The organism is Ferroglobus sp. (assembly GCF_015521575.1).
Taxonomy (GTDB): domain Archaea; phylum Halobacteriota; class Archaeoglobi; order Archaeoglobales; family Archaeoglobaceae; genus Ferroglobus.
This window is the reverse complement of the sequence record NZ_WANY01000146.1, coordinates 1-3226: the sequence shown is the minus strand read 5'-3', so window position 1 is coordinate 3226 and position 3226 is coordinate 1. Positions and strand designations below refer to the sequence as shown.

The following is a 3226-nucleotide window of genomic DNA, read 5'->3' as shown; positions in this document are numbered from 1 at the left end:
GTAGAGTTCTTCCGCAGCAATTCTAATCTCAACGAGATCGTTGGGATACTGCAAAAGTTTTGATAGGAGTGTGTAGCAGTCTTTCACTTTCCTCATAGTCCTCCCCTCGGTCCGATCGATATGCCGAAACCTTTTCCTCCCTTCCTCTCCTCTGAAGATGCGACGTCGAGGTATTCCCTATGGAGAGTTGGAATGGCATACCTCTCATTGTAGCTCGCTATGGTTAGTAGGCGATACAATCTCTCAGCGCTTTCGGCATCAAGACCCGCTTTCCTCAGGCTATCTTCGTCAGGATTCTCTCCGACGTTTCTCGCTCTCATGTACTTCCTCAAAGCGACGAGTCTCTCAAGAGCTTCCGTCACCACTCTTTCATTTCCGCCGGAGAAAAGCTTGGAGAGGTATCTCACCGGAACTCTCAGCAAATCTTTATCCGGGACTTCCTCATGCTCTTCGACATCGTGTATTGCTCTGTGAACTGCTAAAACCGGAGAAAGGGGTGGAATGTAGAAAGTCATGGGCATCGTCCTGAATTCTGGGTGGAGTGGTAAAGCAAGCTCGTACTCTTTAATTAGAGCATATGCCGGTGATTTTAAAGCGGCTTCGAGCCAGCTGTCTGGAATTCCGTTTTCCTTGGCGGCTCTTCTAACCATTTCATCCCTCGGATCGAGGATGATTTTTCTTTGAGCCTCAACGAGCTCCTCATCTTTAACTTTCAGGGCGTCCTCAATTCTATCCGCATCGTATAATACGACTCCCACGTATCTAATCCTTCCAACGCAGCTATGGGCGCAAGCGTTGGCTTGAGCTGTCTCGGTTCTCGGATAACAGAATATGCACTTCTCGGACTTCCCGGTGTTCCAGTTGTAGTAGACCTTCTTGTATGGACAAGCCGTTACGCAGAATCTCCATCCTCTGCACGTATTTTGATCGACGAGAACAATTCCATCTTCCCCTCTCTTGTATATGGCTCGTTGCGGACAAGCCGCTACGCAAGCCGGATTTAAGCAGTGATTGCAAATTCTCGGTAAGTAGAACATGAAAATGCTTCCGAAATTCGTGACTATTCTCCTCTCATCCAAATTGACGTCCTCTTCAGCGTAAAGAGGTGAGCCTCCAAGGTCGTCATCCCAATTCGGACCGAACTCTATGTCAATCTTCTCCCCGGAAATCAGCGAAATAGGCTCGGCAACAGGCTGATCGCTCTCTTCCGGAGACTCATACAGCTTTGCGTAGTCGTAAGTCCAGGGGTGGTAGTAATCTTCGAGTCTGGGCATGTGGGGTTGGTAGAATATGTTGAGGAGAGTTGAAAGCTTGCTGAAAGCCCTTAGCTTTAGTTTGTTCCCCTTCAGAACCCATCCGCCTTTATATCTCTTCTGATCTTCCCAGAACTTCGGATATCCAGCCCCGGGCTTAGTTTCAACGTTGTTCCACCACATGTACTCCGCTCCCTTTCTGTCTGTCCAGATGTTCTTGCAGGCTATGCTGCAGGTGTGACAGCCTAAGCACTTGTCGAGGTTGAAAACCATAACAAGCTGAGCCCTAACATCCATTAAAATCACCTCTCAAGCTTCCTTACGATAACGTAGGTGTCTCTATTCACTCCCGTCGGTCCCCAGTAGTTGAAGTAGTAGCTGAACTGAGCGTATCCGCCAACCATGAGAAGCGGTTTGAGCCTCGTTCTTGTGACGCTGTTGTGAACTCCTCCTCTCCTTCCAGTTTTCTTCGATTTTGGAATGTAGAGCGTTCTTTCCGGAGCGTGGTACATTATAGCCATTCCCTTAGGCACTCTTGAAGAAACGACGGCTCTGCAAACTATTACTCCGTTGTTGTTGTAAACCTCCACCCAGTCGTTATCGTTTATTCCCGCGTTTCTCGCATCTTCGTCGTTTATCCAGACAACTTGTCCTCCCCTCGACAGAGTTAGCATTCTCAGATTGTCGTAGTAGGTTGAGTGGATGCTCCACTTTCCGTGGGGTGTTATGAAGTTGAGGATCAATCCTTCCTCTCCTTCAAGCTCGTCAAGAAGCTTGGGACTGAGCTTGGGCTTGAATGTTGGTAAAGCTTCGTGGAAGGCTATGTAGTAGGGGTGGTCGAGGTATAGCTCTTGTCTTCCGCTTAGGGTTCTCCAAGGTATTTCGAATTCGACGTTGAGAGTGTATGGCGAGTACGTTCTTCCGTCGTTGATGTTTCCGCTCCAGACGGGACTCGTGATGATCCTTCTTGGCTGCGTTACGACATCTTCGAAAGTGACTCTGTAGCTTCTGTAAGACTCTACAATTTTGCTGAGGTTTTTACCAACCTTCTTTTCTAAATTCTTGAATCCTCGATAGCTGATTTCTCCGTTCGTTTCGGGAGCGAAGATCAGAATCACGTTGGCAACTGTCACCTCGTCTTCAAGGGAAACGTACTTGTTTCCGTTCCACTTCACCGTGGGGTACTTTTCGAGAAGTTCCTCGTAGATGTCGCTTGCGTCCCAGCTAACTCCGTGGGCACCGAGGGTTTTTATTCCCGGTCCTAAGGATATGAATCGCTTGTACAGGTTGGCGTAGTCCCTTTCGACTATCACGAGTTTTGGCATGGTTTTTCCTGGAATCGGCTCCGTTTCTCCTTTCTTCCAGTCTTTGACTTCTGGCTGTGTTATCTCCTCTGGAGTGTCGTGGAGGAGAGGTGCCATGACGACATCTTTAACCGGCTTCGGGAAGTGTTTTTCAGCAAGCTCGCTGAACTTCTTCGCAATAAGCTTGAATATCTCCCAATCGGATTTTGCCTCCCAAGCTGGAGATGTCGCCGCTCCGAGACAGTTGATGAACGTGTGAAGATCTGTGGATTGAATGTCGTTCTTCTCATACCAGTGGGCTGCTGGCAGGACAATATCTGAGTAGACGGCGGTGGTGTCCATTCGGAAGTTCAAGTCAACGATTAAGTCCAGCTTACCTTCTGGAGCTTCTCTCCAAACAACTTCTTCAACCAAATCTTTAGCAACTTCTTTAGCCATTGCGTTGCTGTTCGGAGCACCGACAAAGTGCTTTAGGAAGAACTCGTGACCTTTGGGACTTGATCCTATGGCGTTTCCTCTCCAGATGAACCAGACCCTCGGCCAGTTCTCTTCAGCGTCTGGATCTTCTATTGCGAACTTCAGGCTACCCTCTTTCAATCTCTCGACTATCCACTTCTTAATTTCATCGTCACTCTTAGCTCCCGATTTTTGAGCCTCTTCTACAAGCTT

2 protein-coding genes are annotated in these 3226 nt (G+C 48.2%); both read right to left on the bottom strand.

Annotation, left to right across the window (positions count from 1 at the left end; translation table 11 throughout):
* Positions 1–92: 92 nt before the first annotated feature.
* Positions 93–1550: a nitrate reductase subunit beta gene (narH, locus tag F7C14_RS06015; protein ID WP_290900881.1), complete on the bottom strand. Its 1458-nt coding sequence runs from the start codon at positions 1548–1550 to the stop codon at positions 93–95.
* A gap of 5 nt (positions 1551–1555) precedes the next feature.
* On the bottom strand, positions 1556–3226 hold a 1671-nt coding region (locus F7C14_RS06010; protein WP_290900879.1), incomplete at its 5' end, for a molybdopterin dinucleotide binding domain-containing protein.

What these genes read in the sequence shown, in the direction of transcription:
- narH (WP_290900881.1), bottom strand. Translation starts at nt 1,550, where the DNA reads ATGGATGTTAGGGCTCAGCTTGTTATGGTTTTCAACCTCGACAAGTGC.